The 26,737-nt window shown below is 74.7% G+C and carries 30 protein-coding genes; 15 read left to right on the plus strand and 15 right to left on the minus strand.

The window, feature by feature from the left end; all coding sequences use genetic code 11:
* Nucleotides 1-36: 36 nt before the first annotated feature.
* From EFE23_RS08855 to EFE23_RS08875, 5 genes are all read left to right on the plus strand, one after another.
* Nucleotides 37-441: an STAS domain-containing protein gene (locus tag EFE23_RS08855; protein WP_123240425.1), complete on the plus strand. Its 405-nt coding sequence runs from the start codon at nt 37-39 to the stop codon at nt 439-441.
* A gap of 9 nt (nt 442-450) precedes the next feature.
* A complete protein-coding gene (locus EFE23_RS08860; RefSeq protein ID WP_233600924.1) occupies nt 451-795 on the plus strand; it encodes a hypothetical protein in 345 nt (114 codons plus the stop codon).
* Nucleotides 792-1,343 (plus strand): STAS domain-containing protein, encoded by a 552-nt coding sequence (locus EFE23_RS08865; RefSeq protein ID WP_123240480.1) that lies wholly within the window; start codon nt 792-794, stop codon nt 1,341-1,343. Before EFE23_RS08860 ends, EFE23_RS08865 begins: the two co-directional genes overlap by 4 nt.
* A gap of 59 nt (nt 1,344-1,402) precedes the next feature.
* Nucleotides 1,403-1,690 (plus strand): BON domain-containing protein, encoded by a 288-nt coding sequence (locus EFE23_RS08870; protein WP_123240426.1) that lies wholly within the window; start codon nt 1,403-1,405, stop codon nt 1,688-1,690.
* 166 nt (nt 1,691-1,856) lie between these two features.
* A complete protein-coding gene (locus tag EFE23_RS08875) occupies nt 1,857-3,347 on the plus strand; it encodes a cellulase family glycosylhydrolase (RefSeq protein ID WP_123240427.1) in 1,491 nt (496 codons plus the stop codon).
* A 44-nt stretch (nt 3,348-3,391) separates the two neighbouring features.
* Here the strand turns inward: EFE23_RS08875 and EFE23_RS08880 are convergent, their stop codons facing one another.
* Entirely contained in the window at nt 3,392-4,285 is an 894-nt protein-coding gene (locus EFE23_RS08880) for an AurF N-oxygenase family protein (protein ID WP_123240428.1), read from the minus strand.
* Nucleotides 4,286-4,334: 49 nt separating this feature from the next.
* On the opposite strand from EFE23_RS08880, the gene EFE23_RS08885 reads away from it, so the two are divergent.
* The 4 genes from EFE23_RS08885 to EFE23_RS08900 are packed head-to-tail and all read left to right on the plus strand — an operon-like array spanning nt 4,335 to nt 6,840.
* Nucleotides 4,335-5,051, plus strand: a complete 717-nt coding sequence (locus tag EFE23_RS08885) for a TetR family transcriptional regulator (RefSeq protein ID WP_123240429.1) — start codon at nt 4,335-4,337, stop codon at nt 5,049-5,051.
* Entirely contained in the window at nt 5,048-5,323 is a 276-nt protein-coding gene (locus tag EFE23_RS08890) for a DUF4873 domain-containing protein (protein ID WP_123240430.1), read from the plus strand. The genes EFE23_RS08885 and EFE23_RS08890 overlap by 4 nt, the downstream gene beginning before the upstream one ends.
* Before the next feature lie 43 nt (nt 5,324-5,366).
* Nucleotides 5,367-6,065, plus strand: a complete 699-nt coding sequence (locus EFE23_RS08895; protein WP_123240431.1) for an ElyC/SanA/YdcF family protein — start codon at nt 5,367-5,369, stop codon at nt 6,063-6,065.
* Between the two features lie 46 nt (nt 6,066-6,111).
* Nucleotides 6,112-6,840: a glycosyltransferase family 2 protein gene (locus EFE23_RS08900; RefSeq protein WP_123240432.1), complete on the plus strand. Its 729-nt coding sequence runs from the start codon at nt 6,112-6,114 to the stop codon at nt 6,838-6,840.
* A gap of 39 nt (nt 6,841-6,879) precedes the next feature.
* Here the strand turns inward: EFE23_RS08900 and EFE23_RS29265 are convergent, their stop codons facing one another.
* The 6 genes from EFE23_RS29265 to EFE23_RS08930 form a co-directional block, all read right to left on the minus strand.
* Nucleotides 6,880-7,008, minus strand: a complete 129-nt coding sequence (locus tag EFE23_RS29265) for a hypothetical protein (protein WP_255421127.1) — start codon at nt 7,006-7,008, stop codon at nt 6,880-6,882.
* Nucleotides 7,009-7,112: 104 nt separating this feature from the next.
* Nucleotides 7,113-7,235 (minus strand): 50S ribosomal protein L36, encoded by a 123-nt coding sequence (locus tag EFE23_RS08910; protein WP_089008045.1) that lies wholly within the window; start codon nt 7,233-7,235, stop codon nt 7,113-7,115.
* A gap of 93 nt (nt 7,236-7,328) precedes the next feature.
* Nucleotides 7,329-7,883 carry a TetR/AcrR family transcriptional regulator gene (locus tag EFE23_RS08915; protein ID WP_233600925.1) on the minus strand — a complete coding sequence of 185 codons (555 nt, stop codon included), beginning with the start codon at nt 7,881-7,883 and terminating at the stop codon, nt 7,329-7,331.
* Between the two features lie 84 nt (nt 7,884-7,967).
* Nucleotides 7,968-8,681, minus strand: a complete 714-nt coding sequence (locus tag EFE23_RS08920) for an ABC transporter ATP-binding protein (protein WP_123240435.1) — start codon at nt 8,679-8,681, stop codon at nt 7,968-7,970.
* Nucleotides 8,678-9,808: an ABC transporter permease gene (locus tag EFE23_RS08925; protein ID WP_123240436.1), complete on the minus strand. Its 1,131-nt coding sequence runs from the start codon at nt 9,806-9,808 to the stop codon at nt 8,678-8,680. Before EFE23_RS08925 ends, EFE23_RS08920 begins: the two co-directional genes overlap by 4 nt.
* 159 nt (nt 9,809-9,967) lie before the next feature.
* Complete coding sequence (locus tag EFE23_RS08930; RefSeq protein ID WP_123240437.1) at nt 9,968-11,296, minus strand: extracellular catalytic domain type 1 short-chain-length polyhydroxyalkanoate depolymerase; 1,329 nt, start codon at nt 11,294-11,296, stop codon at nt 9,968-9,970.
* Between the two features lie 317 nt (nt 11,297-11,613).
* Between EFE23_RS08930 and EFE23_RS08935 the strand changes: the two genes are divergently transcribed.
* The gene (locus tag EFE23_RS08935) at nt 11,614-12,498 is read left to right on the plus strand and encodes a serine hydrolase domain-containing protein (RefSeq protein ID WP_199736987.1); all 885 of its coding nucleotides are present in this window, start codon (nt 11,614-11,616) and stop codon (nt 12,496-12,498) included.
* On the opposite strand, the gene EFE23_RS08940 is transcribed toward EFE23_RS08935, so the two are convergent.
* Nucleotides 12,491-13,372 (minus strand): winged helix-turn-helix transcriptional regulator, encoded by an 882-nt coding sequence (locus EFE23_RS08940; protein ID WP_123240439.1) that lies wholly within the window; start codon nt 13,370-13,372, stop codon nt 12,491-12,493. The genes EFE23_RS08935 and EFE23_RS08940 overlap by 8 nt on opposite strands.
* A gap of 83 nt (nt 13,373-13,455) precedes the next feature.
* On the opposite strand from EFE23_RS08940, the gene EFE23_RS08945 reads away from it, so the two are divergent.
* Nucleotides 13,456-14,721: an MFS transporter gene (locus tag EFE23_RS08945; RefSeq protein ID WP_123240440.1), complete on the plus strand. Its 1,266-nt coding sequence runs from the start codon at nt 13,456-13,458 to the stop codon at nt 14,719-14,721.
* A 113-nt stretch (nt 14,722-14,834) separates the two neighbouring features.
* Here the strand turns inward: EFE23_RS08945 and EFE23_RS08950 are convergent, their stop codons facing one another.
* Complete coding sequence (locus EFE23_RS08950) at nt 14,835-15,908, minus strand: DUF4037 domain-containing protein (protein ID WP_123240441.1); 1,074 nt, start codon at nt 15,906-15,908, stop codon at nt 14,835-14,837.
* Nucleotides 15,909-16,012: 104 nt separating this feature from the next.
* Here EFE23_RS08950 and EFE23_RS08955 point away from each other — a divergent pair, with 104 nt between their 5' ends.
* Both EFE23_RS08955 and EFE23_RS08960 read left to right on the plus strand, forming a co-directional pair.
* Nucleotides 16,013-16,237 (plus strand): hypothetical protein, encoded by a 225-nt coding sequence (locus EFE23_RS08955; protein ID WP_123240442.1) that lies wholly within the window; start codon nt 16,013-16,015, stop codon nt 16,235-16,237.
* Nucleotides 16,238-16,296: 59 nt separating this feature from the next.
* Nucleotides 16,297-17,217 carry a 5'-3' exonuclease gene (locus tag EFE23_RS08960; protein ID WP_123240443.1) on the plus strand — a complete coding sequence of 307 codons (921 nt, stop codon included), beginning with the start codon at nt 16,297-16,299 and terminating at the stop codon, nt 17,215-17,217.
* Between the two features lie 128 nt (nt 17,218-17,345).
* On the opposite strand, the gene EFE23_RS08965 is transcribed toward EFE23_RS08960, so the two are convergent.
* Both EFE23_RS08965 and EFE23_RS08970 read right to left on the minus strand, forming a co-directional pair.
* Entirely contained in the window at nt 17,346-18,233 is an 888-nt protein-coding gene (locus EFE23_RS08965) for an MHYT domain-containing protein (protein ID WP_123240481.1), read from the minus strand.
* A gap of 166 nt (nt 18,234-18,399) precedes the next feature.
* Complete coding sequence (locus EFE23_RS08970) at nt 18,400-21,201, minus strand: DEAD/DEAH box helicase (protein WP_123240444.1); 2,802 nt, start codon at nt 21,199-21,201, stop codon at nt 18,400-18,402.
* An 86-nt stretch (nt 21,202-21,287) separates the two neighbouring features.
* Here EFE23_RS08970 and EFE23_RS08975 point away from each other — a divergent pair, with 86 nt between their 5' ends.
* Together EFE23_RS08975 and EFE23_RS08980 are read left to right on the plus strand one after the other, a co-directional pair.
* Entirely contained in the window at nt 21,288-22,061 is a 774-nt protein-coding gene (locus EFE23_RS08975; RefSeq protein WP_123240482.1) for an HAD family hydrolase, read from the plus strand.
* Nucleotides 22,058-23,008 carry an EamA family transporter gene (locus EFE23_RS08980; RefSeq protein WP_123240445.1) on the plus strand — a complete coding sequence of 317 codons (951 nt, stop codon included), beginning with the start codon at nt 22,058-22,060 and terminating at the stop codon, nt 23,006-23,008. The genes EFE23_RS08975 and EFE23_RS08980 overlap by 4 nt, the downstream gene beginning before the upstream one ends.
* Here the strand turns inward: EFE23_RS08980 and EFE23_RS08985 are convergent.
* From EFE23_RS08985 to EFE23_RS09000, 4 genes are read right to left on the minus strand one after another with little or no spacing between them, the layout of a single operon-like run.
* A complete protein-coding gene (locus tag EFE23_RS08985; RefSeq protein ID WP_123240446.1) occupies nt 22,971-23,897 on the minus strand; it encodes a diacylglycerol kinase in 927 nt (308 codons plus the stop codon). The genes EFE23_RS08980 and EFE23_RS08985 overlap by 38 nt on opposite strands.
* A gap of 51 nt (nt 23,898-23,948) precedes the next feature.
* On the minus strand, nt 23,949-24,251 hold the full coding sequence (locus EFE23_RS08990; protein ID WP_123240447.1) for a GNAT family N-acetyltransferase: 303 nt from the start codon (nt 24,249-24,251) through the stop codon (nt 23,949-23,951).
* 35 nt (nt 24,252-24,286) lie between these two features.
* Nucleotides 24,287-26,338 (minus strand): amylo-alpha-1,6-glucosidase, encoded by a 2,052-nt coding sequence (locus EFE23_RS08995; RefSeq protein ID WP_123240448.1) that lies wholly within the window; start codon nt 26,336-26,338, stop codon nt 24,287-24,289.
* Entirely contained in the window at nt 26,335-26,712 is a 378-nt protein-coding gene (locus tag EFE23_RS09000) for an SCP2 sterol-binding domain-containing protein (protein ID WP_158675843.1), read from the minus strand. The genes EFE23_RS08995 and EFE23_RS09000 overlap by 4 nt, the downstream gene beginning before the upstream one ends.
* Nucleotides 26,713-26,737: the final 25 nt, after the last annotated feature.

Below are 26,737 nucleotides of genomic sequence, written 5' to 3' on the forward strand. Positions count from 1 at the left end.
GGACGGACCCGACCCGACGCCAAGGAAGCCGACCCGATGACCGCTCCCCCGCAGTCCCCGCCGGAGTGCGCCGTGCCACTGGTGGAGGTGGAGATCACCGAGGAGCTGGACCTCGCCCGCCTGTCGGAGGTGGCCGTCGTCCTCGACCGGGTCCTGGCCCTGCACCCCCGGGAGGTGATCGTCGACATGGCCGAGTGCCGACACGTCGACGCGGCCGCCATCGCGCTGCTGCTGGACGTGCACCGCCGGATGGCGCGCCGCCGCGCCACCCTCACCGTCCGCAACCCGAATCCACGCATCCACCGCATCCTCGAAACCGCCCGACTGGGCGAGACCGTGCCGATCGTCCACACCCCGCGACCAGCCCGCCGCCCGGTGGCGAGCGAGCCCCCGCCCGACGCGCCGGCTCGCGGCCGGGCCCGGGTCGCCAGTCAGCCCTGAGGAGGAGTCGTGAACGGGAGCACCCTCGTCGGCGCGCTCGTCGTCGGACTCGTCGTGGGCTCGGTCGGGCGCCTCGCCGTACCAGGGCGGACGGCCGCGCCGGTCTGGCTGACCCTCGCCCTCGGGGTGGCCGCCGCCCTGCTCGGCGCCATCGTCGTCGGACTGGTCGGCGTCGACCGCACGCCGCCGGCGCTGCTGCCGCTGGTCGTGCAGTCCGGATTCGCCGCGGTGGCGGTGGTACTGGCCGTGGTGGCGGCCGGCCGGCCGAGCCCGGACGGGTCGGCCGGCCGATCCGCCGGCACGCCGCCGGGCCGGCCGGCCGAGCCCGGACCGGGCGGGAGGGAGTGGTCGTGACGGTTGTGCCGGCGGACCGTTTGATGACGCTCATCTGCGACGGGTGCGGCGAGACGGTCACCGGTGCCGGGTGCACCCTGCCCGACGCCGAGGTGGTCTGGACGCTGGTGTTCGAGAACGACTGGGTGGGCTCACCGTTCGCCTCGGGTCCGCACCACTGCCCCCGGTGCAGCGTCCCCGCCGCGACGGACGACGGCGGGCTCGGCGTGGACTACCTGGACGAGGTCGGCGGCGACGACCCAGCGGCGCGGGAGGTGGACCCGGTCGACCCGTTGCGCCGGGCCCTCGCCGAGACGGTCGTCCTCGACGACCGGGAACTGGTGGACCTGACCGAGGTCGAGGTGATCGACCCGACCGGGCTCGGGCTGCTGGTCCGGGCGCACCGCGACGCCCGCCAGCACGGCCGGCGCCTGTGCCTGGTCGCCCCGTCCCGGTTCGTGCTGACCGTGCTGCACACCATGCGGCTGGACGGGGTGTTCCCGGTCTTCGACAGCCGTACCCGGGCGTTGAGCGGGTCGGCCGAGCCGGTCGCCGCCGACCCGCACTGACCCCCGTCCGGTCGGCACCGGCCGGACCCGCCACCCCGCCCCCGAAGGAGACCCCCGAGATGATGCCGTGGCCCTACCCCGAGTTCCCGTTCACCGGCGACGAACCGGAACCCGACAGCGAGGACGTACGCCTCGCCGCGCTGGTGGCGCAACGGCTGAGCATCGACTGGACCACCCGCCGACAGCGCATCGCGGTCACCGTGCAGAACCGGGTGGTGATCCTGAGCGGGACGGTCGCCGACCGGCAGGCCCGACAGGCGGCCGGTGACCTCGCCTGGGACGTCCCGGGCGTCTTCGACGTCTGCAACGCGCTGGGCCTGTACCCGGTGCGCCGCGGGGGCCACTGAACCGCGGCGGGGCGGGCCGCCGACGCGGCGGACCCGGTTGCATGGGCGGACCACCGCCCTCTACTCTCCCGTGGGAGCGCTCCCGAGGTTGCCGCGTCGGACTTTCCGGGCGAGTTCGCGACGGGCACCCGTCCATTCACACCACCCCCAGATGGGACGATCCCGCATGATCTCGATTCCCCGCCCGTCCCGGCGCGGGCTGCTCGTGGGCGGCGCCGCCGGCGCGCTGGCGCTGGCCGCGACCGCCGTGCTGCCGATGACCAATGCCATGGCGGCCACCGGCTGCGCCGTCACGTACACCACCAGTTCCTGGCAGGGCGGCTTCACCGCCACCGTGACCATCAAGAACCTCGGCGACCCGGTGAACGGCTGGACCCTCGGCTTCACCTTCCCGGACTCCGGCCAGCGGGTCGTCCAGGGCTGGTCGGCGACCTACCAGCAGAGCGGCAGCGCGGTCACCGCGCGCAGTGTGGACTACAACGGCGCACTGGCCACCGGCGCCAGCACCACCATCGGCTTCAACGGCTCGTGGACCAGCGCGAACCCGTCCCCGACCTCGTTCACGCTGAACGGCACGACCTGCACGGGCGGGACCACCACCCCCACCACGCCGCCCCCGAGCACCACTCCCCCGCCCACCACGCCACCGCCCACCACGCCACCGCCCACCACGCCACCGCCCACGACCCCGCCGCCCAGCACTCCGCCACCCACCGGCACCACGCCGGTGGCCATCAACGGCCAGCTGCGGGTCTGCGGGGTCAACCTGTGCAACCAGTACGGCCGGCCGATCCAGCTGCGCGGCATGAGCACCCACGGGCTGCAGTGGTTCGCCCAGTGCTACAACGACGCGTCGCTGAACGCCCTGGCCGACGACTGGCAGGCCGACCTGCTGCGCATCTCCATGTACGTGCAGGAGGAGGGCTACGAGACCAACCCCACCGGCTTCACCAACCAGGTGAACACCCTGGTGGACAAGGCGGAGGCGCGCGGCCTGTACGCGCTGATCGACTTCCACACCCTGACGCCGGGTGACCCGATGTACAACCTGGACCGGGCCAAGACCTTCTTCGCCGCGGTGTCGGCGCGCAACGCCGCCAAGAAGAACGTGATCTACGAGATCACCAACGAGCCCAACGGCGTCAGCTGGTCGACCATCAAGAACTACGCGGAGCAGGTCATCCCGGTGATCCGGGCCAACGACCCGGACGCGGTGGTCATCGTCGGCACCCGCGGCTGGTCCTCGCTCGGCGTCTCGGAGGGCGGCAACTCCGACGAGATCGTCAACAACCCGGTGCGGGCGGACAACATCATGTACACGTTCCACTTCTACGCCGCCTCGCACAAGGACAACTACCGCAACGAGGTGCAGCGGGCCGCGTCCCGGCTCCCGCTGTTCGTCACCGAGTTCGGCACCGTCAGCTACACCGGTGACGGCGCGGTCGACAGCGCCAGCAGCACGGCCTGGCTCGACCTGCTCGACCGGCTCAAGATCAGCTACGCGAACTGGACGTACTCCGACGCGAGCGAGGGCAGCGCGGCGTTCAAGCCGGGCACCTGCTACGGCGGCACGTACGCCGGCACCTCGGTGCTGACCGACTCGGGCAACTTCATGCGCAACCGCATCCGTACCCCGGACAACTTCCCGACGTCCTGACCCGAGAGCGGCGGCGGCCCGCGCGGGCGGGCCGCCGCCGGCCCTCACCGCTCGACCAGGCCGCCCCGCGCCCAGAGCAGCCGCCCCGGCCCGGACACCAGACCGAGGCCGGTCAGGTGGTCGAGCACCCGCTGGGCGGACCAGCGCAGGGTCGCCCGCCAGTGCGGATTCGCCCGGGCCGCGGCCCGGCCGACCGCGGGCGGGATGCCGACCGCCGCGTACGCCGCAGGGTGCACCAGGCGGCGGGTGACCGAGTACGCGGCGCGGCCGATGACCAGCCGCGCGTAGCCGAGGGCGAGCGGGCCGGCGGCCTCGACCTGGCGGGTCAACTCGTCGCGGGCGAAGCGGACGTGGCGGGCCTCCTCCACCACGTGGATCCGGGACACCATCCGGATCAGCGGCTGGAGCGACTCGTCGGCCATGATCTCCCGCTGGAACGCGTCGAGGATCTCCTCGGCGATCAGGATGGCCGCGTACATCTGCGGGCCGCTGGCGGTGGCCTTGAGCCACCGGCCCAGGAGGTGGTCCACCGGCCCGGCCCGGTAGACCGGGCAGCCGGTCGCCTCGATGAGCCGGCCGAACATGATGGAGTGCCGGCACTCGTCGGCGATCTCGGTGAGCGCGTACTGGGCGTGCCGGCTGGTCGGGTCGGCGTCGTAGTAGTGCCGGACCAGCATCTGGATGAGGATCGTCTCGAACCAGATCCCGGCGCTGGCGGCACTGGCCACCTCGTGCTTGGTCAGCTCGATCCGCTGCTCCTCGGTCAGCCCGTCCCACAGCGGCGTGCCGTACAGGCTGCTGCGCTCGGGCGGCAGCCAGTACGCCCCGGGCAGGTGCGGCGCCGACCAGTCGATTTCCACGGCGGGGTCGTAGCTGGTGCGCGCCGAGGCGGTGAGCAGCCGGGTCGCGACCGCCTCGCGCGCGAAGCCCTCTTCCATGACCCCTCCCGGGTTGACGTAACTTCTGGTAACTGTTACGAGTGGTAGCATGCAGCGCACCTCCACCGATGTCAATGGATCCGGCACCCCGCCCGAGCCGCCCTCCGGCCGGCGCACCGGGCGCCGGGACCGCTGGGCCGAGCATCGCGAGCAGCGCCGGCAGGAGCTGATCGGAGCCGCCGTGCAGGCGCTGCTCCAGCACGGCCCACAGGTGGACATGGACCAGGTGGCGGCCACCGCCGGGGTGACCAAGCCGATCCTCTACCGCTACTTCGCCGACAAGTCCCAGCTCTGGTTGGCGGTCAGCGAGGTCGTGGCCGCCCGGGTCGTGGACACCGTCGCCCCCGCCGTGGAGCGGGTGCGCGAGGAGCGGGCCCTGGTCGAGGCGACCATCGACGCGTACCTCGGGATCATCGAGTCGGAGCCGACGCTGTACCGCTTCCTCATGCACCAGGCCGGCCACCCCGGCATCCACCAGGTCGTCGCCGGCACCAGCCGGCAGGTGGCCGCCGGGCTGGCCCGGGTGATCGGCGACCGGCTACGCGCCCTCGGCCTGGACGCCGGCCCCGCCGAGCCATGGGCGTACGGCCTGGTGGGCTTCGTGCAGGCGGTCGGCGACTGGTGGACCACGCACGGCCAGCCGATCCGCCGGGCCGCGCTCACCGACTACCTGACCACCCTGCTGTGGAGCGGCATCGAGGGCGTCCGGCGCGGCGCCGACCTGGCCCCGGAGCTGACCCGCGCGCACGAGCGGATCGACCGGTGAGCTGGCACGGTCCGGCGTGGATCGCCGACACCGAGGTACGGCTGCACGGCAGCGGACGCTGGGAGCCGGTCGACGGCCGCTACCACTGGGCCGGCCGGATCGAACCCGAACCCCGGATCGTCCGGCTGCTCCGCTCCGGCCGCCGCGACGTGGTGGTACGCGTCGGCGACCGGACCGCCCCGGGCCGGCTGGTCGAGGTAGACCCGTGGGGCGGGGTCCGGGTCACCGGGGTCGGCGCGCCGCCCTGGCCGGCGGAGGCGGACGAGGGGTGAGCTGAGGGGCGTACCGTCTTCCGCGGGTGAAGGGAGGCGGCGCGTGACGCCAGCGACGGCCACGGTGCTGCTGGTCTTCGGTCGCGGGGTGGTGGCCGACCGGGACGGCTACCGGCTCAGCGCGGAGAGCGCGGCCCGGGTCGACGCGGCGGTCGCCTACGTGACCGCGCACGCCGACGCGTTCCGGCGGGCCGCGGCGGCCCGGATCGTCTGCACCGGCGGGTGGCCGCACGGCTTCCCGGCAGCGGCGTGCCCGCCGGCGGGCTGCCGCGAGGGCGAGCTGATGCTGGCCCGGGCCCGGGCCGCCGGCCTCGACCGGTATGCGCGGCTGCACGCCGAGTCCCGCTCCCGGACCACCCTGCAGAACCTCGTCCACACCGTCCAGGACGGCCTCCTCGCCGATCAGGCGTTCGGCCCGGCCCGACCCCTCGGCCTGGTCTCACACCCCTGGCACCTGCCCCGGGTCCGGTTCCTCGCCGGCAAGGTCCTCGGGCTGACCGGCCCGGCGCTGCTCGACATCCCGACCCCGGGCGCCACCGCCGGCCGGGACCGGCGACGCGAGCGCGCGCTGCGGGCCGCCGCCCACCTGGGCTACCTCGGCGTCCACGCCCCCGCGGACCTGCTGCGCCGGGAGCGCCGCATCGCGACCCTCCTCGGTGGACGGCGGCGCGGCCACGCCGGTGGTTGGCCCGCCCGCGCCCCGGGTACAGCGGACGGCGATCGGCCCGGCGGGCGGCGCTGATCGCCGCCGGCGACCGCCCCGGCGGCAGCGACGGTCGGGAGGTCCCGTGATCGTTCTGGTGCCGGTGTACCGGCCGGGCAGGCAGCTGCTCGACCTCCTCGACGACCTGGCCGGGGTGGGACGCGGCTGGCAGCCCGTGGTGGTCGACGACGGCAGCGGACCGGAGGCGGGCGAGATCCTCGACGCCGCGCGGGCGCACGGCGCCGAGGTGCTGCGCCGCCGGGTCAACCGGGGCAAGGGGGTGGTGCTGAAGACCGGCTTCCGGTACGTCACCGCCACCCGTCCGGGACGGGACGTGGTCTGTGTGGACGCCGACGGCCAGCACCGCGCCGGGGACGTCGTCCGGGTGGTCGACCGGATGCGCGAGACCGGCGCCCTCACCCTCGGGGTACGTCGGTTCTCCGGCGACGTGCCGCTGCGCAGCCGGGCCGGCAACGCGCTCACCCGGGACGTGTTCCGCCTCGCCACCGGGGTGCCGGTGCGGGACACCCAGACCGGGCTGCGGGCGTACCCGGCCGGGCTGCTGGACTGGCTCGGATCCGTCCCGGGCGAGCGGTTCGAGTACGAGATGAACGTGCTGCTGCACGCGACCCGGTCGGGCCACCCGATCGCCGAGGCGCCGATCGCCACCCGCTACCAGGCGGACAACGCCTCCTCGCACTTCTCCGCGCTGGCCGACTCGGTCCGGATCTACGGTCCGCTGCTGCGGTTCGCCGCCGGCCGGCTGCTGGGCCAAGTCCACCGAGCCGCCGCGCAGCACGGGTCCGGCGCCTGACGGGCGGCGGCCCGCGGGACGCGCCGCCGCCCGGGTCGGTCACGGATAGCCGACCAGGTTCACCGGCACGGTGTCGGTTCCCTGCGCGGCGCCACCGGTGTCGTTCATGACGTGGGTGATCCTCCCGTTGCCGCCCAGCGAGACGGTGAACAGGTCGTGGAACCGCACGCCGGCGACGGTGGGCGCCTCGAAACCGTGGTACGCCCGGCAAGGCCGTGCCGGCCGACCCGGGTCGACCACCACGGCCTCGACCCGGGCCGTCTCGGCCCGACTCAGCCCTGCCGGGCTTTCTGCCGCGGATCGGCCTTGTTGAGCACGAAGAGCTTGCCGCGGCGGCGCACCACGATCGAGTTCGCCTTGCGCTTGAGGCCGCGGAGGGAGCTGCGGACCTTCATCCGGGTCACCCCGTTCCGGTCGGATTCTCGGCTGTCCGGTACGCGTACCCGGCCGTGGCACGCCCATGCCCGGTCGTCAGGTCGGGCGGGCGATCACCCGCCAAGATACGGCTCCAGCAGTTCGTGGGCGAGGCGACGGGCCTTTCGCTCCGGCGTCCCGTCCTCGATCATCCGGGTGAGGGCGAAGACGACGGACTGGATGACCTCGGCCATCCGGACCGGGTCCGGCGCGCCGTGCGCGCGCAGCGCCGCCTCCAGCGGCGTACGGAGCTCGTCGTGCAGCAGCTTGCTGGAGGTGGCGAGGGTGTCCGGACGCCCGGCGGCCGCCAGGGCGCGGACCAGGGCGTGGTCCCCGCGGGCGACGAGGTGCAGGTTGGCGTCAACGTACGCCAGCACCCGCCGGCCGGCGTCGGCGTGCCGGTCCATCTGCTCCGTCACGTACGCCGACCAGCGGGGAAACGTGTCGGCGATGACGGCGTCGAGCAGGTCCTCCCGCGACTTGAAGTAGGAGTAGGTGCTGGACCGGGCCAGCCCGGCCCGCCGCGCCACCTCGGCCAGGCTGGGCGGCTGCTCGGCGGGGTTGCGGGACAGGAGGCCGCGTGCCGCGTCCAGCAGGGCCGCCCGTTGCGCGGCGCGGTGCTCGGCCACGGTGGAAGCCTGGATCTTCGGCAAGCGCTCCTCCTGAATCCGGCGTCGGTGCTCGCCCGGGACGGCGGGCCGGGTGGTCCGGAGTCAGCCGTGCCGGCTCAACCGACCGTCGACCATCTCGTACACGGTGTCACAGTGCTCGAGGACGTCGTGGTCGTGGGTGACCATGACCACCGCGACCCGGCGCTGCTTCGCCTCGCGGGCGAGCAGCCGGACGACCTCGTGACTGCGGGCCCGGTCGAGGGCCGCCGTGGGTTCGTCGACCAGCAGCAGCCGGGGTTCGGTGACCAGGGCCCGGGCGATGCCGACCCGCTGGCGTTCACCGCCGGAGAGCTGGTGCGGGCGCCGGTCGGCCTTCTCCGCCATGCCGACCTCGGCGAGCAGGTCCCGCGGATCCCGCCGGCCGCGGCGACCGCCGGACGCGAACTGCAGCGGCAGGCGCACCTGGTCCCGGGCGGTCAGCGCGGGCAGGAGGTTTCCGGACTGGAAGACGAAGCCGATGTGCTCCCGCCGCAGGGCGGCCCGGGCCCGCTGGCCGCCGGCGGTGAGGTCGTGACCGGCGACCAGGACCGTCCCGGCGGTCGGCCGGGTCAGCCCGCCGGCGACGGCGAGCAGGCTCGACTTGCCGGCGCCGGACGGGCCGACCACGGCGGTGAACTCCCCGGGCGCCACCGTCAGGTTCACCTCGTCGAGGGCGCGCACCAGATCCGGTCCGTCCCCGTGCTGCAGGGACACGTCCCGCAGGACCAGCCCGTGCCGGCGGCTGGTGTCCGGCTCCACGGCGGCGATCGCGTTCATCGGTTTCCTCCCAGCGCGGTCGCGGGTTCGACGGAGACGACGCGGGCCACCGCGACCGCGGCGCCGACCAGGCCCAGCAGGATCAGCCCGGCCGCGGCGGCAGCGATGTCCGGGGCGCTGAGCGCGAACGGGACCCCGCCGCCCGTGATGAAGGCGCCGAGGCCGACGCCGACGGCCGCGCCGACCGCGACCGCGCCCACCATGAGGATGAGAGCCTGGACCAGCGCGTCGCGCAGGACCCAGCCGGCGGGCGCGCCCATGGCCCGGAGGATCGCCACCTCGTGCTTGCGCTGGATCACCCAGACCGCGAAGAACGCCCCGGCGACCAGGGCGGAGATGGCGTAGAGGAAGCCCTGGATCAGGCGCAGGGTGGTGCTCTCCGCCGTGTAGCCCGGGGAGGCCCCGTACGACTGCTCGAGGGTCAGGCTCTCGGTGCCGGCCGCGGCGTCACCGGCGGCCAGGTCGAGGGTCCGTCCCGGCTTCGCCCGCAGGGCCACCGCCGTGCTCTCCCGGGTCGCCCGGTCGGGCAGCACGCCGCCCGGCCCGACCCCGGCCTTGATCCGCTGCCAGGTGTCCAGCGGCACGAAGGCCACGTCGACGTGGCCGAAGGTGTGCTGGCCGGTGGTGACTCCGACGACCGTGAGCCGGGTGCCGATCCGGTCCAGCGTGACGGTGTCGCCGACCCGGAGGCCGGCCGTCACCGCCGTCGTGCTGACCACGATCCCGTCCGGCGTCGACAGGCGCGAACCCTGGCTGACCGGCGGGGCGAGGAACGAGTCCGGCTCGACCCCGAACAGCGCCAGGTCGATCTCGACGCCGCCGTCGCTGCGGGCGTTCACCAGCGAGTTGCCGTACGGCGTGGCCGCCGCCACGTCGGGTCGCTCGCGCCAGGCCCGTACCGCGTCGTCGTCCACGACGCTGCGGGAGAAGGCGGCGTCGTGCTGGACGTGCTTCTCGAAGGCGAAGGCGGTCACCGGCAGCTTCTGCAGCCCGGACACGCCGTCGTTCACCAGGCCGACCGACAGGCCGGACAGCATCACCATCAGCACCGCGATCAGCGCGATCACGGCACCCATCAACCCGAACCTGGTCCGGGCGAAGGCCAACTCCCGCAGCGCCAGGAACATCAGGCCGCACCTCGCCATCTTGTCGACATCATGTCGGCATGTTATCGACATGATGTCGACAACATCGTCGGCGGGGTGGTCGCTTGCCGACATCGCGTCGGCAACGCCCCTGGGGCCCCACCGGACGCCCAGGTGCCGGGCGTCCGGTGGAGCCGGCCGTCAGGCGACCGTGCAGGGGGCGCCGTTGAGGGTGAAGGACGAGGGCTCTCCGGTGTTACCGGTGTGGTTGGCCTGGAAGCCGATGTCCACCGACCCGTTCGCGGGGATGGTCGCGTTGTAGGAGACGTTGCGGGCGATGACCGCGCCGCTGGTCGGGGCGTAGGTGGCGTTCCAGCCGTTGGTGATGGTCTGGCCACCGGGCAGCGTGAAGGCCAGGCTCCAGCCGTTGACCGCCGCCGTCCCGGTGTTGGTGATCGTCACCGACGCGGTGAGCCCGGTGTTCCACGCGTTGACCACGTACGCCACCCGGCACCCACCGGCGGGCGGCGGGGTCGACGGCGGCGGGGTGCTGGGCGGCGGAGTGCTGGGCGGCGGGGTCGACGGCGGCGGCGTGGTCGGCGGCGGGCTGCTCGGCGGGGTGCTGCTGTCGAGGCCGAAGAAGCGGATCGCCTGGGCGGCGTCGACCGGCAGGTTGTGCGTCACGCCCTGCATGCTGATCGCCTCGACCGGCGCGGTGCCCCCGGTGCCGCCGTACCGGGTGCGGGTGTACCCGGACTGCGGGGTGTCGGTGTACGTCGGGGTCTGGCTCAACCCGTTGACGTTGGTCCACTGCTTGATCTCTTCGGTGAAGTTCTGGTAGCGCAGCGTCTCGTCGCTGGTCCCGTGCCAGAGCTGCATCCTCGGCCGCCGCCCGGTGTACCCCGGGTAGGCGCCGCGCACCAGGTCCCCCCACTGCTGGGCGGTCTTGACGATCAGGCCGTTGGCGCAGTCGCTGTTCCACTCCGAGCCGTTGGTGGTGGCGAAGCAGCCGAACGGCACCCCGGCGAAGGCGGCGCCGGCGACGAACACGTCCGGGTAGTCGCCGAGCAGGACGTTGGTCATCATCGCCCCGGACGAGGTGCCCGTGGCGAAGATCCGGTTCGGGTCGACGGCGTAGCGCTGCCGGACGTAGTCGACCATCGACTTGATGCCGACCGGGTCGCTGCCGCCGTCGCGGCGCAGCGCCTGGGGCGAGGAGACGTCGAAGCACTTGCTGCTGCGGGTCACCGAGGGGTAGACCACGATGTAGCCGTACCGGTCGGCGAGGGACGCGAACTGGGTGCCGGAGTACATCGCCGGGCCGGACCCGGTGCAGTAGTGGTTGACCACCAGCAGCCCCGGCCGCGCGGCGACGGTGTCCGGCACGTACAGGTACATCCGCAGGTTGCTCGGGTTGGCGCCGAAGTTGGTGACCTCGGTCAGTGCGGCCGCCGAGGCCGGCGCGGGCAGCGCGAACGCCGCCAGCGCGGCGAGCACGGCGGCGATCAGCGCCGCGCCGAGGATCTTCATCCTCTTTCTCACGGCGGGCGGGCGGGGCGATGGGTGCATGCGATCTCCTGAGGTGGTGGGAAAGCCGCGCAGGGGTGCCCTGCCACCTGCGTGCCCGCCGACGAGGCGCCATGACGGCGGCCCGGACCCTCGGAGACGAGATAGACGACCGCAGATCTAAGCGGTCCGAGTTGGAGTCTAGGGCGCGCCCCGGCGGCCGACAACCACCTTCCGGAAGGCTTCCGGAAGGTGGCCGCGGGCGGTCGGCCGGAGTCACCGGGCCCGGGTACGGTCGGCAGATGCCGCCCGTACCGCACCTCCCCGGCTCTCTTGTCGTCATGCGGGGCGACACGGTCGTCGCCGACACGATCGCCGAGGGCTGCACGGCGGGCACCCGCTTCCAGATCGCGTCGGTGAGCAAGCAGTTCACCGCGGTCGCGGTCCTGCTGCTGGCCCAGCGTGGCGCGCTGGACCTCGAGGACCGGGTCGGCCGCTGGTTCGGCGGCAGCCCGCGCGGGTGGCGGGACCTGACCCTGCACCAGCTCCTCACCCACACCTCTGGCATCGGGCACTGGGACGACTACCCGGAGATCGATCTGGCCCGGCCCGTCGACTGGGACGAACTGCTGGCCACCTTCCACCGGCGGCCGCCGCTGTTCGCCCCCGGCGCCCGGTGGCACTACAGCAGTCCCGCGTACGTGCTGCTGGCCCAGGTCGCCCAGCGGGTGGCCGACCGCCCGTACGCACGGCTGCTCGATGAGGAGGTCTTCGCCCCGTCCGGGCTGGAGCGCACCTTCGCCGGGTCGCCGGCCGGGCGGGACGACATCGCGCCGGGGCACGGGCCGGACGGCCGGCCCGTGCCCTCCTGGGAGCTCGACGTGGTCGGCATGGGCGCCGGTGACGTCTGGTCCACCACCGGCGACCTGCTCGCCTGGCTGGAGGTGCTCCGCGCCGGCCGGCTGCTCGACGAGCCCTACCGGACGCTGATGCTCACCGCCCGGGCCCCGACCGGGCGCGGACCGCGCGAGGACGGCTACGGCTACGGCTGGTTCACCGGCACGCTCGCCGGTGAACCGTGGTTCCACCACAGCGGACAGAACGCCGGATTCCTGTCCTTCGCGGGCTGCCTGCCGGCCTCGCGTCGACGGATCGTCCTGCTCACCAACTCCGAGGCGATCGCCCCGGGCACCTTCGACGCCCTGGCGGGCGCCGCCCTCAGCTGACCGTCCGGCGGCGTACCTCGTCAAGCATCTCGTCGACCGACCCGGCCGGGTCGGTCACCGGGAACTGCACCGCCCGCACCACGGCCCGCGGGTCGACCAGGAGCGTCAGCCGCTTGAGCCGGTCCACCCCGCCGGCCCGGAAGGTGGGCAGCAGCAGGCCGGCCGCGAGCCGACCGTCCTGGTCGGACAGGAGCGGGTACGGCAGCCGGGCGTGCGCCGCGAAGGCACGCAACTGGTCCGGTCGCTGGGTGCTCACCCCGCGCACCTCCGCGCCGAGGGCCCGGAACCGGTCGTGCCGGTCCGCGTACGTCCGGGATTCGAGCGTGCAGCCGACCGCACCGGGGATCTCGCCCCAGCCGGGCGGGACACCCTGCGTGCCCGGGGCGAAGGCGCCGGGGAACAGGTAGAGCACCGTCCACCGGTCCGGAACGGCCGGCGGCTCGCTGCCGCCGTCGTCCCGGGCCAGGACGAGCTCCGGCAGCCGCCGCCCGACGAGGTGGTGCATCCGGCGCGCCTCGGCGGAGCCGGCGGTCGCGGTGGCGGTGAGGGTGCCGTCGCCCATGACGTGCCGGGTGCCCCAGTCCTGGAGGGCGACCAGCACCGGCAGCAACGCCTCCCCCTTGGCGGTCAGCAGGTAGTCGTGCCGGGGCGGACGGGTCGAGTAGGGCCGGCGGACCAGCACCCCGTGCTCGACCAGGCCGGCGAGCCGCTCGGTGAGCGCCCGCCGGCTGACGCCCAGCTCCCGCTGGACGGCGTCGAACCGGGTGGTGCCGCCGGCGATCTCCCGCACGATCAGGAAGGTCCACCAGTCGCCGAGCACGCCCAGCGCCTGGGCGATGCCGCAGTCGGCGTCGCCGAGGTCCGCCCGCCGCACGTCCCACCTCCCGCCCTCCCGATCGCCTCGAGTATAGTCAGTTTCAAATTGGAACTAACCGGCTCGGATCGGGGGTTGACGGCATGTCCGTCGGGCAGGGGGCCGGGGTGTTCTGGCGTTGGTGGGCCGCGGGCTCCACCAGTCAGGTGGGGTCGGCGGTCGGCGCGGTCGCGCTGCCGCTGACCGCCCTGACCGTGCTGGACGCCTCCGCGTTCGAGATGGGGCTGATCGCGGCGGCGAACTACGTGGCCTGGCTGGTGATCGGACTGCCGGCCGGCGTGATCGTGCAGCGGCTGCCGCTGCGGGGCGCCCAGGTCGGCGCCGACCTGGCCCGGGCGGCCGCCGTGGCCTCGGTCCCGCTGGCCTGGTGGTGGGGCCTGCTGACGGTCGCCCAACTGGTCGTGGTGGCGCTCGTGATCAGCTTCGCCAACGTGCTCTTCGACGTCGCCAACGCCACCTTCCTGCCGGCCATCGTGAGCCGCGAGCAGTTGCACTCGCGTAACAGCCTGACCTCGGCCACCCACGCCGGCACCCAGCTCAGCGGGCCGTCCCTCGGTGGTCTCGCGGTGCAGGCGCTCGGCGCGGTCCCGGCCGTCCTGGTCGACGCCGCCAGCTACCTGGTCTCCGCGGCGCTGCTGTGGTCGCTGCCGGCCCGCCAGACCGAGGCCCCGGACCGGCGACCCCCGGTCCGCACGCTGATCGGCGAGGGCTGGCGGTACGTCACCCGGCACCCGGTGATGGGGCCGACGATGTGGACGGCCACGGCGGTCAACTTCGTCTGCGGGGCGCAGCTCGCGGTCTACCCGCTCTACCTGGTCCGGGAGCTGCACGCCCCCGCCGCCCTGGTCGGCCTGCTGCTCGCCGTCGAGGGCATCGGCTCACTGGTCGGGGCGACCCTGACGCCGTGGATCACCGGGCGGTGGGGCACCGCCCGGTCCCTGGTGGTCGCCTGCGTGGTGGCCGTCGGCGGCGCCTTCCTGGTGCCGTTGGGCACCGGCTGGCCCGCGTACCTCGCCTTCGCGGCCGGCAACGTGCTCTTCGCCGGGGGCGTGGTGGTGCTCAGCGTCACCACCCGCACCTACCGGCAGACCGCCAGCCCGCCCGAACTGCTCTCCCGGGTGATGGCCACGGTCCGCTTCGTCTCCTGGGGCGCGATCCCGGTGGGCGGGCTGGTCGCCGGCGCCCTCGCCGGTCCGGCCGGCGCCCGGCTCACCCTGTTCGCCTTCGCCGCGGCCACGGCGCTGGCGCCGCTGGCCCTGCTCCTGTCCCGGGTACGCGGGCTGCGCGACCTGGCCGACCTGCCGGTCGACGAGCCGGCGGAGCGGCTGGCCGTGGCCCCGGTCGGCTGAGCACGCACCCGCCGCCTCCGGTCGCCCCGCGCCGCCGGCCCCACCGGGCCGGCCCGCACCGGCCGGCGTGGCCCGGCCCGATCAGCCCGGCAGGACCGGCCGGCGTGGCCCGATCAGCCCGGCAGGACCGCCGCGGCCACCGGGCGGACCCGCTCCGGGTGGCTGAGCACGTCGACGTTGTCGAGGTACTGGTCGACCGCGCCCACCGGTGGGCGGTCGCGCAGCGCCGGGTCGATGATCGCGGCGCGCAGCGCGGCGACGAACCGTTCCGCGCGCAGGACCAGGAACGGCCGGTCGTGGAACGGCCGGGCACCGGGGTCGACGCGCGGGGCCAGGCCGCTGTCGTTGCTCCAGGTGGCGACCGCCTCCAGCGCCCGGACCAGGCCGGCCTGCCGGGTCGGCCAGTCGCCCGGCCCGATCGCGACGTCGAGCGCGCCGATCACCGGTGCCGCCGCCGGCAGCGCGGCGAAGACGGTGCCCAGCCACTTGGCGTACGGCGGCCAGCGGCGGTGCAGCAGCAGGCCGAGGCGCATCAGGTCGCGGGCCAGCCCGGCGGCGACCACCCGGCTGCCCAGCTCGTCGCCGACCTCCGCGCACCGGCCGACCAGGTGCTCCGCCTGCCCCACGCGCTGCCAGCCGGTCGCCAGCACGTGCCGCCACACGTCGTCGGGATACCAGGCCAGCCGGGCACGGACCGCGGTGAGCGTGCCGTCGAGCCCGTCGTGGAAGACCGCGCCGCCGGTCAGCTCGGCCAGCCGCTGGGTCGGCACGGAGAGCCAGTCCGCCACCCCGAACCCGCGCCGCGGGTCGAACCCGAGCCGCCCGCGCAGCCAACCGCCCAGCTCGTCGACGGTGACCCCGTGTCGCTCGCCGTCGGCGCGTACCACCCCGAGCCGGACCTCCGGACCCCCCGCGAACCGGGTGGGCCAGCCCAGGAACTCGGCGGGCAGACCGGCGTCGAGGACCGCCCGGACCGGCCCGACGTCGCCCGGGTCGGCGACGAAGAGCTGGGTGCGCGGCCCCCAGTCGTGGTCGGTGGACCGCGGGGTGTCCAGCCCGAGCAGCTCCGAACCGCCGTCCAGCAGGCCGGCGGCGTACCGGAGGCCGGGCAGGCGCCGGGCCAGCAGCGGGGCGACCAGCTCGTCGTGGAAGCGGCGGGCCAGGGTCAGCCCGGGTACGAACGTCACGGGACCAGTCTGCCGCGCGGCCACCCGGCCCCCCAGCGGTTATCGGTCCACCGGCGGGTCCGCGTTGGTAGCCTGGCCGAAACGGGTGCCGGGAGGGTGACGCGGTGTCGGACAGCGGTCGGGACCCGGCGGCCGTACGGCGTCGTCGGCTGTTGTGGGCCGGCGTGCTCGCCGTGGTCGGGCTGGCCCTGCTCCTGCTCGGCTTGACGGTTGCCAACGGGGCCCTGGCCTGGACCGAAGTGGTGCTGGCGCTCATCCTGCTCGTGCTGAGCTACGCCGTGCAGCGGATGGCCCGCCGGGAGAGCCTGTACCGGCGCGACCGGAGCTGACGCCCGCCGCGGGGCACCGGTCCCCCACCACGTCGTACCGCTGTGTCAGGCTGGCGGACGTGGCCACGCGATCCCCGATCCTGCTGATCGACTCCCCCAGCCTCTACTTCCGCGCCTACTTCGGCATTCCCGAGTCGGCGGCGAAGACGGACGAGGGCCAGCCGGTCAACGCGGTCCGCGGCTTCCTCGACATGCTCGCCCAGCTCGTCCGCACCCGCCGGCCCGACCGGATGGTCTGCGCGCTCGACCACGACTGGCGGCCGGCCTGGCGGGTGGAGCTGCTGCCGTCGTACAAGGCGCACCGGGTGGCGCCGGAGGGTGGCGAGGTGGTGCCGGACACCCTCTCCCCCCAGGTGCCGATGATCCTCGAGGTGCTGGACGCGCTCGGCATCACCGCCGTCGGCGCCACCGGGTACGAGGCCGACGACGTGCTCGGCACCCTCTCGGTGACCCAGCCGGGCCCGGCCGAGGTGGTCTCCGGCGACCGGGACCTGTTCCAGCTCGTCGACGACGCCCGCCAGGTGCGGCTGCTCTACGTCGGGCGGGGCGTGGCCAAGCTGGAGGACTGCGACGACGCGGCGGTCCGCGCCCGCTACGGCGTGCCCGCCGACCGGTACGCCGATTTCGCCGCGCTGCGGGGCGACCCGTCGGACGGGCTGCCCGGCGTGCCCGGCGTCGGCGAGAAGACGGCGGCCCGGCTGATCGAGCGCTACGGTGGGCTGCCCGGCATCCTGGCCGCGCTGGACGACGGGGAGTCCGGCTTCGCCCCGGGCCTGCGCGCCAAGCTGGCGGCCGCCCGGGACTACCTGGCCGTCGCGCCGAAGGTGGTCCAGGTCGCCACCGACGTGCCGCTGCCGGAGCTGACCACGCGGCTGCCCACCGCGCCCGCCGAGCCGGACCGGCTGTTGGCGCTGGCGCAGCGGTGGAACCTGGCCGGCTCCTGCCGGCGCCTGGTGGACGCCCTCGCCGGCGGCGCCTGACCTGGCCGGCGGCGCCTGACCCGGCCGGCGCTCGCCGCCCGGCCGCCAGCTCGCCGACCCGGCGGTATCCGGAACCCTGGGACACACCCACCTCCCCGACCCGGCGAACGCCGCCAACGGCCGGCGGGTCAGCGGGGGTCGGTGCGGCGGCGGGAGGGGAAGGGCGTGCCCGGCTGGCCCAGGGTGGACCGCCCGCGCAGGCCGACCGGGTCGGGCGCCGGCTCGGGGGTGACCGCCGGGGACGCCTCCGCCGCCCACCGGGCGTCCAGGTAGGCGGCGCCCGCCCGGTCGTCCTCGGTGGGGGCGGCGAGCAGCGCGTAGACCAGGCCGACCACGCCGAACACCACCGCGAGGACGATCGGCACCAGCAGACCGCTGACCTCGGCGCCGGTCAGGTCGCCGCTGCGCTCGTGCGGATGCACGGACAGCGCGCTCATGCCGGTGAAGTGCATGCCGTTGACGGCGATCCCCATGACCAGGGCCGAGGCGGCGATCGCCAGGCCCCGACGGACGGTCATCGCGAGCCAGAGCGCCACGGTCGCGGCAACCACCGCGACGAGCACGGACAGGGCCACCCGGGTGCGGTCGTACCCGAGCACGCCGTCGAGCCGCATCGCCGCCATGCCGGTGTAGTGCATCGCCGCCACGCCGGCGCCGGTGAACAGACCACCGGCCAGAAGCCGGCCGGCCGACAGCCGGCCGGTGCCGACGATGGCCAGGCCGATGCCGACCGACACCACCGCGATCGCCGTGCTGGCCGCGGTGAGCGGCACGTCGTACCGGATCCGGCTGCCGGCGACCGCGAAGCCGAGCATCGCCATGAAGTGCATGGCCCAGATGGCCGTGCCGCCGAGCGCCCAGGCGGCGAGCAGGCCCCACCACGCCCGCTGCCCGGCGCTGCGCGCGGCGCGGATCCGCCCGGCGCAGACCAGGCCGAGGGCCGAGCCGAGCACGGACAGGGCGTAGCTGAGCGCGGGCGTGATCCACCCGTACTCAAAGTGATTGATCTCCATCATGACGGCCTTCCCCCCGGTGCGCTTCGAGCACACGACGAACACGTCCCAGCCATGATCGGGCAGCCATTGAGCAGGCACGACGGCACCCCCCGGAGAATTCAGGGAGTGCCGCCACGGTGACAGAGGGATGCGTCGATTGTTGAGAGGCAACTACTTACGGTTATCGTCAGGCGGCGGCGTGGTAGGCCAGCACACCCCGGTTGACGGCGGCGATCGCCTGCCGGGCGGTGGACCGCAGCTCGGCCGAGGCGCCGCCGGAGTCGGCGAGCTGGCCGAGCAGGTCGACCACCTGGCGGGCCCAGCGGACGAAGTCGCCGGCCGGCATCTCGCCGTCGATCTGGTGGCCGCTGGCGAGCACCTTGGCGAGCGCCTCGCCCCGGGCCCACCGGTAGATCGGCCAGGCGAAGCCCAGATCCGGCTCGCGGGTGACCGCGAGGCCCCGGGCGGCCTCGTCGCCCTCGATGTCGCTCCACAGCTTCAGCGTCTCGTCGACCGCGTCGGCGACCGCGCCGCGCGGCAGCGAGGCCCGCTCGTCGACGTCCCGGCGAGCCTCGAAGACCACCACGGAGACCGCGGCGGCCAACTCGGCCGGGGACAGCCCGTCCCACACCTTACGGCGCAGGCACTCGGCGACCAGCAGGTCCGCCTCGGTCCAGATCCGGCCGAGCATCCGCCCGGCGTCGGTGACCTCTCCCTCGGCGGTGAGGTAGCCGCGTGCGGTCAGCAGCGCCACGATCCGGTCGAACGTCCGCGCGAGGGACCCGGTCCGCCCGGCCACCCGCTGGCGCAGCTCCTCGGTGTCGCGCTCCAGCCGGCGACGCCGCTCCGCCCAGCGGGCGTGCTCCTCCCGGTCCGGGCAGGCGTGGCACGGGTGCCGTCGCAGCTCCGTGCGGAGCTGGCTGAGCCGGTGGTCCTCGCCGGCGACCTGCCGGGAGCGCCCGCCGCGCCGCCCGCCGTGCCGGTCCAGCCCGGTGCCGCTGACCGCGGCGGCGAGGTCGCGCCGGGCCGCCGGGGACCGATGGTTGAAGTGCTTCGGCACCCGGATCCGGGTGAGCACCTCGGCCGGGGTGGTGAAGTCGCCCGGGCTGACCCGGCCCGCCCAGCGGTCCTGGGTGAGCACCAGCGGGCGGGGCTCGCCGAATCCACCGGTGGCCGGGTCGAGGACCACCGCCAGACCGGCGCGGCGGCCGGAGGGCACCCGGATCACGTCACCGACCCGCAACCGTTCGAGGGAGGCGATCGCGGCGGCCTTGCGCTGGGTCTGCCCCTGCCGGGCGATGGCGCGCTCCCGGTCGGCGATGGCCACCCGCAGCGCGAAGTACTCGTCGAAGTCCCCGTGGTGGCAGGCGGCGTCGGCGCCGTACGCCTCCATGGTCTCGGTGTTGCGCTGCACCTGCCGGGCCAGGCCGACCACCGACCGGTCCGCCTGGAACTGCGCGAACGAGGACTCCAGCAGGGCCCGCGCCGGCTCCGCGCCCACCGTGCCGACCAGGTTGACCGCCATGTTGTACGACGGCCGGAAGCTGGACCGCAGCGGGTAGGTGCGGGTGGAGGCGAGGCCGGCCACGTGCCGGGGGTCGGTCTCCGGCGACCAGACCACCACCGCGTGCCCCTCGACGTCGATGCCCCGCCGGCCGGCGCGGCCGGTGAGCTGGGTGTATTCCCCCGGGGTGAGGTCGACGTGCGCCTCGCCGTTGAACTTGACCAGGCGCTCCAGCACCACGCAGCGGGCCGGCATGTTGATGCCCAGGGCCAGGGTCTCGGTGGCGAAGACCGCCTTGACCAGGCCGCGGACGAACAGCTCCTCGACGACCTCCTTGAACGCCGGCAGCATGCCGGCGTGGTGCGCGGCGAGGCCGCGCTCCAGGCCGTCCAGCCACTCCCAGTAACCGAGGACGGAGAGGTCCTCGCCGGGGATGGCGCTGATCCGCGACTCGACCACCCGGCGGATCTCGGCGCGCTCCTCGGGCAAGGTCAGCCGCAGCCCGGCGGCGAGACACTGCTGCACGGCGGCGTCGCAGCCGGCCCGACTGAAGATGAACAGGATCGCCGGGAGCAGGCCCTCCCGGTCGAGCCGGTCGACGATGTCCGGCCGCATCGGGCCCCGCCAGCGCGGGCCGCGCCGCCCCCCGCCGGGGCCCGCGCTGCGGCCCTCCCCCAGCTCCAGGCGGCGCATCGTGTCCCGGGTGTAACGCAGCAGCTCCGGGTGCACGTCGTGCTTGCGCGCCGCGTCGGCGTCGTGGAACAGGTCGAACATCCGCTTGCCGACCAGCATGTGCTGCCAGAGCGGCACCGGCCGGTGCTCGCTGACCACCACGGCGGTCTCGCCCCGCACGGTGACCAGCCAGTCGGCGAACTCCTCGGCGTTGGAGACGGTGGCCGACAGCGAGACCAGGGTGACCGAGGCGGGCAGGTGGATGATCACCTCTTCCCAGACCCCGCCGCGGAACCGGTCGGCGAGGTAGTGCACCTCGTCCATCACCACGTAGGCCAGGCCCTCCAGGGTGGCCGAGCCGGCGTAGAGCATGTTGCGCAGCACCTCGGTGGTCATCACCACCACGGGCGCGTCGCCGTTGATCGCGTTGTCGCCGGTGAGCAGCCCGACCTGCTCGGCGCCGTAGCGGTCCACGAGATCGTGGTACTTCTGGTTGGACAGCGCCTTGATCGGCGTGGTGTAGAAGCACTTGCGCCGGGTGTTGAGGCTCTCACCGGCGTCGGCGGCCGCCGGCTTCCCGGGCCGCCCGCGCAGGGCGAGGTGTACGGCGAACTCGCCGACCACGGTCTTGCCGGCACCGGTCGGGGCGCAGACCAGCACCCCGCTGCCCTGTTCCAGGGCCTCGCACGCCTCCCGCTGGAAGTCGTCGAGGTCGAACCCCAGGTCGCGGGCGAATTCGTCCAGGGCCGGGAAGGCGGAGGCCTGCGCGGCCCGGCGGCGCGCCGCGGCGTACCGCTCGGCGGGGCTCGACATGTCCCCAAGATTAATCGGTAGGACGGACGGGCACCGGCCAAGGCCGTCCGGCAGGGCGGTCGGGGCGGGTCGGTAGGGTGCACGACGTGCCGGATCATGCCGAACCACCCCATGCCTCGAGCGACGCCGACGACGTCGTCCGCGCGAGCCCGTCCCGCCGTCCCGTGGAGGGGGTGCTCCTCGACTTCCACGGCACCCTCGCCCAGGTGGAGGACCCCCGCGAGTGGGTGCTGGCCGCCGCGGCGGCGTGCGGGGTGGAGTTGGACCGGATGCGGGCCACCGCACTGGCCGACCGGCTGCTCACCACCGGCCGGGCGGGCGGCCCGTTGCCCGCCCGGGTGCCGCCCCGGCTCGCCGAGCTGTGGGCCGACCGTGACCTCTACGAGCACGCCCACCGGGGCGCGTACACCGGGTTGGCCGAAACGGTCGACGCCGGCATCGACGGGTTCGCCGAGGCGCTCTACGAGCGGGTGCTGATCCCCGAGGGCTGGGTGCCGTACCCGGACACCGAGGCGGTGCTCAAGGCGCTGCGCCAGGCCGGGGTGAAGGTGGCCGTGGTCAGCAACATCGGGTTCGACATCCGGCCGCTGTTCACGGCCTGGGGCCTGGACGGGCTGATCGACGCGTACGCGCTGTCGTACGAGGTGGGGCGCTGCAAGCCGGACCCGGGGATCTTCCTGCGGGCGTGCGGGATGCTCGGCGTCGACCCGGAGCGTGCCCTGATGGTGGGCGACACCCCGGCCGACGCGGGCGCGGTACGGGCCGGCTGCGCCGTCCTGGTGCTGCCCGGCGCCGACGCCGGCCGCCCCAACGGGCTGGGCGCGGTGCTCGACCTCGCCCTGCCCGCGTCACCGGCATGACGCGCCCCCGGTCCGCCCCCGGCCACCGCCCGGCGGGTCGGCTCGGCGCGGTCGGGCTGGTCCTCGGCGGGGCGCTGTCGGTGCAGTTCGGCTCGGCGGTCGCCGCGCTGCTGTTCCCGCGTACCGGGGTGGCGGGCGCGGTGACGCTGCGGCTGACCATCGGGGCGCTGCTGATGCTGGCCGTCTGCCGGCCCCGGCTGCGCGGCCACGGCCGGGGCGGCTGGACCGCCGTGGTCGCCTTCGGGCTGGCCCTGGCCGGCATGAACTCGGTCTTCTACCAGGCCATCGAACGGATCCCGCTCGGTCCGGCGGTCACCCTGGAGGTGCTCGGGCCGCTGGTGCTGTCCGTGGTGACCGCCCGGCGGCTCGCCGCCTGGTGCTGGGCCGGGCTGGCGCTGGCCGGGGTGGCCCTGCTCGGCCACGGCGGCTTCGACCGGCTCGACCCGGTCGGCGCCGCGCTGGCGCTGGGCGCCGGGACGTTGTGGGCCGCGTACATCGTCTGCTCGGCGCGGGTCGGCGGCCGGTTCCCCCGGGCCGACGGGCTGGCCCTGGCGTTGGCGGTGGCCGCGCTGGTCACCCTGCCCATCGGGCTGATCGGGTCGGGCGGCCGGCTGTGGCACCCGGCGGTCCTGGGGCTCGGCACCGGGCTGGCGCTGCTCGCCTCGGTGCTGCCGTACACGCTGGAGCTGCTGGCGCTGCGCCGGCTGCCCACCTCGACCTTCGCGGTGCTGATGAGCCTCGGGCCGGCGATCGCGGCCCTGGCCGGCTGGCTGGTCCTCGGTCAGGCGCTGCACCCGGTGGAGGTCCTGGCGATCGGCCTGGTGATCGCCGCGAGCATCGGCGCGGTCCGGGCCGGCCGGGCGGCGGGCCCGCCGCCCGGCGACGCCGGGCCGGAGGGCTCGGCACTGGTCAGTGCAGCAGCCGCACCGCCGCCGGCACCGCGCTGATCCGCACCGGCAGGTCGAACGCCCGCTCCCCGTCGACGTACGTGGTGATGCCGGCCGCGTCCAGCTCCACCGTGCGGGCCCGGTAGGCGCGGACGAGCGGGTGCGCCACGTGGGTCCCCTGGTAGATGCGGGGCTTGACCCGCATCAGGGTGCGCCGGTCGAAGCGACCGCCGACGACCACGTCCAGCAGCCCGTCGGTCGGGTCGGCGTCCGGGCAGATCCGCATCCCGCCGCCGTAGCTGGCGGCGTTGCCCACCGCCACCAGCACCGCGTCCAGCTCGTGCTCCTCGTCGTCGAGGCGCAGCCGGTAGCGGCGCGGCCGCAACCGGGCCAACTCGACCAGGATGGCCAGGTCGTACCGGCGGGGGCCGCGTGGCCAGGCCATCCGGTTGGCCCGCTCGTTGACGATCGCGTCGAAGCCGGCCGCGAGCACCGCGCCGTACCAGCGGTCGCCCCCGTCGGGGGTGGTCAGCCGGGCCAGGTCGACGGGCCGGGCCCGGCCGTCGCGCAGCGCGTCGGTGATCACGCCGACGGCCGCCACCGGGTCGGCCGGGTAGCCGGTCTCGACCGCGAAGTCGTTGCCGGTGCCGGCGGGGACCGGGCCGAACGGCACCGCAGTGCCGGCGACCGCCTGCACCGCGCGGTGGACCGTGCCGTCGCCGCCAACCGCCACGAGCGCGCCGGCCCCGTCGGCGACCGCCGCCCGACAGGCCGCCTCCGCCTCCCCCGGGCTCGTCGCCTCGAGCAGGCGCACCGGCCGGCCCGCGCCGGCCAGCCGCTCCAGCAACCGGGGCAGCAGCCCGCGGTGTCGCCCCCGGCCAGCGGTCGGGTTGGCGAGCACGGCGACGGGGCCGGACGGGAGATGATCGTGCGCGGTCACGGCGAGCACCGTACGGCACGACCCGCCCCGCTCACCAGGGGAGACGGTGCCGGGTACGGGTCACTTGAGCTTGCGGGTCGACCGGGCCACGATCGGGGCGTACTCGGGGTGCTTCTCCAGCCATCCGGCGAGGAACGGGCAGACGGGCACCACGGTCCGCCCCCTGGCCCGCGCGTCGTCCATCACCGCCCGGGCCAGGGTCGAGCCGACGCCCCTGCCCTCGAACGCCGGGTCGACCTCGGTGTGGGTGTAGACGATGATGTTGCCGGTCAGCTGATAGGTGACGACGCCGGCGGTCGCCCCGGTCTCGTCCCGCGCCTCGAACCGCTCCCGCTCCGGCACGTCTGTCACGGTGAACTGCACCCCGCCATCCAACCACGGCCCCGCCCTGCCCCGGCTCACCGGTCCGGCTGGCCGAGCCCGCTGCTGATCACGTCGATCCGGCCCCACCGGCCGGGCACGTCCAGCAGCTCCACCCGGCCGAAGCGCGCCGGCACCCGGGGGGACATCAGCAGGTGCTCCCCCGCCGGCTCCAGGCCGAGCAGGGCGCGCAGCAGCAGGAACGGCGCCCCGGTCGCCAGCGCCTGCGGGCTGTTGGCGGTCGGGTACCGCACCGGATAGTGGGTGAGTTCGCGCGGGTAGCCGGCGAACGCCTCGGGCAGCTGACCGTCGAAGTACGCGGCCGCGTCGACGACGGCCTCGGCGATCCGGCCGGCCTCCTCGGCGAAGCCGTACCGGCGCAGCCCCCAGGCGATCAGCGCGTTGTCGAACGGCCACACCGCGCCCAGGTGGTAGCCGAGCGGGTTGTACCGGTCCTGCCCCTCGGCGAAGGTCCGCACGCCCCAACCGGAGAAGAGCCGGGGGTCCATCAGCTGCTCCACCACCCGGGCCGCCCGGGACTCCGGGACGATGCCGCTCCACAGCAGGTGCCCCATGTTGGAGGCGAGCCCGTCGACCTGGCGGCCGTCGCCGTCCAGGGCCAGCGCGTAGTAGCCCCGGTCGGCGAGCCAGAAGTCCCGGTCGAAGCGCTCCCGCAGGGCGGCGGCCTCCCGATCCAGCCGCCCGGCGTACGCCGGGTCGCCCCAGAACTCGCGGGCCAGCCGCGCCCCGCGCCGCTTCGCGTCGTACGCGTACCCCTGCAGCTCACAGGTTGCCAGCGGCGGGCCCGGCAGCCGCCCGTCGGCGTGGCAGATCGCCTCCGGCGTGTCCTTCCAGCCCTGGTTCCGCACCCCGGTCCGCTCGTTGCGCCGCCGGTAGCGCACGTAGCCGTCGCCGAGGATGTCGCCGTACTCGTCGATCCAGTCCAGCGCCGCGCGGGCCTCGTCCTCGAACTGCCGGACCAGGTCGGTGTCGCCGGTCCACCGCTCGTACTCGTCGAGCAGGACCACGTAGAGCGGGGTGGCGTCGGCGCTGCCGTAGTACGGCGACTCCGGGCGCTCCTCGAAGGCCACCATCTCGCCGTAGCGGAACTCGTGCAGGATCTTGCCCGGCTCCTCGTCCCGGAAGTCGTCGAGCACCGCGCCCTGGTCGATGCCGAGCATCCGCAGGGTCGCGAGGGCCAGTTCCGGGGCCACCGGCAGCGCCTCGAAGCTGGTGAGGATGCTGTCCCGGCCGGTGATGGTGGCCGACCAGGGCAGGCCGGCGGCGGGCATCACGTCCTCGGGCAGGGTCAGCGGCGAGTAGCGCAGCGCCGCCAGGTCCACCAGGCTCCGCCGGTATGTGGTGGTCAGCGCGCTCCAGTCGCAGCTGAGGGTGGGGGCCCGGTCCAGCCACGCGGCGAGGTCGTGCCGCCGTTCGGCGGCGCTGCGCCGGGGTGGCCGGTCCAGGTGCTCGCGCACGTCCTGGCCGTCGGGGCGCAGCGCCAGCCCCTGCACCCGCAGCGTGGTCGTCCAGCTCTGCTTCGGGGCCAGCCGGACCGTGTACGTCAGGCCGTGCTCGTCGATCTGCGCCGGTTCGCTGCTGGTGATCAGCGTCTCGCGCTGGAACCGGTCCCGCCGGTAGCCCAACCGCAGGCCGCCGTCCTCCACCCGGCGGTAGAGCCGGCCCGGCGGCGTGCGCTCCTCGCTCACCGACAGGATCGGCGCGAAGTCGCTGGCCACGTCGAGCCGTACGGTGAACTCCACCGGCTCGCGGTCGTGGTTGAGCACGGTGAGCCGTTCCTCGAAGGCGCCGCCGGTGATCGCGCGCTCCCGGATCACCGAGGACGTGGCGTCCACGTAGTGCGTCGGCGCGCCGGGAACCAGGAAGAACCGCAGGGTGACGTGATCCCGCTCGGCCACGGAGAGCGGGGTCAGCCGCTCGCCGTTCAGGCGCAGCTGCCACCGGCACAGGAACCGGGTGTCGAAGTCGAAGAAGCCGCACGGGTTGGCGACGGTCGCCTCGATGTCGCCGTTGTGCTCGCTGAGCACGAAGATGTTGCCGTCCAGCACCCGGACCAGGTCCGACTTCATCCCGGTTCTCCGGGTGCGGCGCCGACGGACCGGGGATGGCGGGCACCCGGCGGCGGGGGGAAGAGCCGCTCCAGCAGGACCACGAAGCGGAACCGGCCCTCCGCGGTGAGGTCGTTGCGCAGCCAGGCGGTGAGCGGTTTGGCCTCGCCCCGGGCCATCCGCCCGAAGAACTCCCGGTCGGTACGGATCACCGTGTCGGCCGCCTCCCCGGTACGGCTCACCGCCACCCGGCCGTCGGCGATGCTCACGTGCCACACCTCCACCCCGCCGGGCCCGTCCAACTCGAACCGGATGGTGCCGACGGTGCGGCGCAGCAGCCGCTGCGGAGCGTCCCGGGCGAGCCGCGCGAAGAACGCCTCGATCGGATCGGACACCCACCCGCCTCCCCGGAGAGGGCCG

The sequence above is a fragment of the Micromonospora solifontis genome (genome assembly GCF_003725545.1).
GTDB lineage: Bacteria > Actinomycetota > Actinomycetes > Mycobacteriales > Micromonosporaceae > Micromonospora > Micromonospora solifontis.